Raw genomic sequence first — 1,362 nt, forward strand, 5'->3', positions numbered from 1 at the left:
ACTCCGGCGAGGTATCCAGGTTGTGGTTGTAGTAATCGAGCCCGGCTTCCTTCAGTTGCTCGGCCTGCTCCCGACTCAGCATGCCCAGTGTCATGCAGGTTTCGAGCCCCATCGCCCGCACGCCGCGGACCATTTCCAGCACCAGCGGCATGTCTTTCGCGCTCGGGTGCTTCCAGGCCGCGCCCATGCAGAAGCGGCTGGCACCGACCGCCCTGGCCTTGCGCGCCTCTTCCAGCACCGCTTCGAGCTGCAACAGCTTCTCGCGCTCGAGCCCGGTGTTGTAGTGACCGGACTGCGGGCAGTACTTGCAGTCTTCCGGGCAGGCGCCGGTCTTGATCGAGAGCAGCGTGGAGATCTGTACCGCGTTGGGATCGAAGTGCTGGCGATGCACGCCTTGCGCCTGAAACAGCAGATCGTTGAACGGGCGTTCCAGCAGCGCCTGGATCTCTTCGCGCTGCCAGTCGTGGCGCAGGAAAACATTCCCGGTTCGAGAGGAAATCGTTGTCATGCCAATGGTCAACCTTTTCCATCCATGAAGTTGACTGAATGGTGCCACGGTAACCTGTTAACTTCAAATTACCAGTAAGGTTAACAAAAGCCGCCATGCCGATGACGACATGGCGGCGACGGGAATGTCCCAATCTTCCGGATTGCGAGACGGCAAATGGGCGTGAACGCCCTCCGGCTAGGGGGCGGTAGTTCGAGCCGTGGGAGCGCTTCCGCCGTCTTTGCCGTCTTCGGCGCTGTCAGATGAAGGGGGTGAATCGGATGAAACAGATGAATCAAGCGGCGCCGTGTCATCGAGATCGAGGGATTGCCTGAAACCGTCATCGAACTGGCCGGGGTCGAGCCGCTGCGACCAGCCGATGATCGGAATCATGTCGCCATTAGGCCCGCCACGCGTCGGTACGAGATACTCCCAGGCGATCTCCCCCTCGCGCGTCACTTCGACCAGGCGACCGCCGTCCGATTCGCTGATCAAGGTGTTGCCGTTGTCCAGCCGGTGCTGGTCGCCGCGGATCTCGCTCTCCAGCGGGTGTTCCGCAGTGCCGGCATATTGCCAGGTGATCTGCAGGGTACGCGGATCGAATTCCAGAATTCGGGATTCGCCCTCCGGCGTGTGGTAATGGCCGCGATTGTCGAACATCACGATATCGCCGTTGGGCAGCACGTCCGGATCGTGCTGCCGAATCCACGGCCCCCGCGTCGCCCAGGTGATCTGGCCCGAGCGCGGGTCGAAGACCGCGATCGAGCTGGTCTCGCGGAAGGAGAGCAGCAGATCGCCTTCGTTACCGAACGGGAAGTTGCGGGCCTTGTCGGCCGTCAGGTAGTCCACGGCATTGGCGTGGATGGGGTCGTTGA

At 61.8% G+C, this 1,362-nt stretch carries 2 protein-coding genes; both read right to left on the bottom strand.

The window, feature by feature from the left end; all coding sequences use genetic code 11:
* The coding region (locus R3F72_RS18495) for a biotin synthase BioB (RefSeq protein ID WP_332780473.1) at positions 1 to 508 on the bottom strand (508 nt) is incomplete at its 3' end.
* Positions 509 to 685: 177 nt separating this feature from the next.
* A partial coding sequence (locus R3F72_RS18500; RefSeq protein WP_332780474.1) for an arylsulfotransferase family protein occupies positions 686 to 1,362 on the bottom strand: 677 nt, incomplete at its 5' end.

Origin of the sequence: Salinicola sp. 4072, from assembly GCF_036663415.1 — a bacterium.
Classification (GTDB): domain Bacteria; phylum Pseudomonadota; class Gammaproteobacteria; order Pseudomonadales; family Halomonadaceae; genus Salinicola; species Salinicola salarius_A.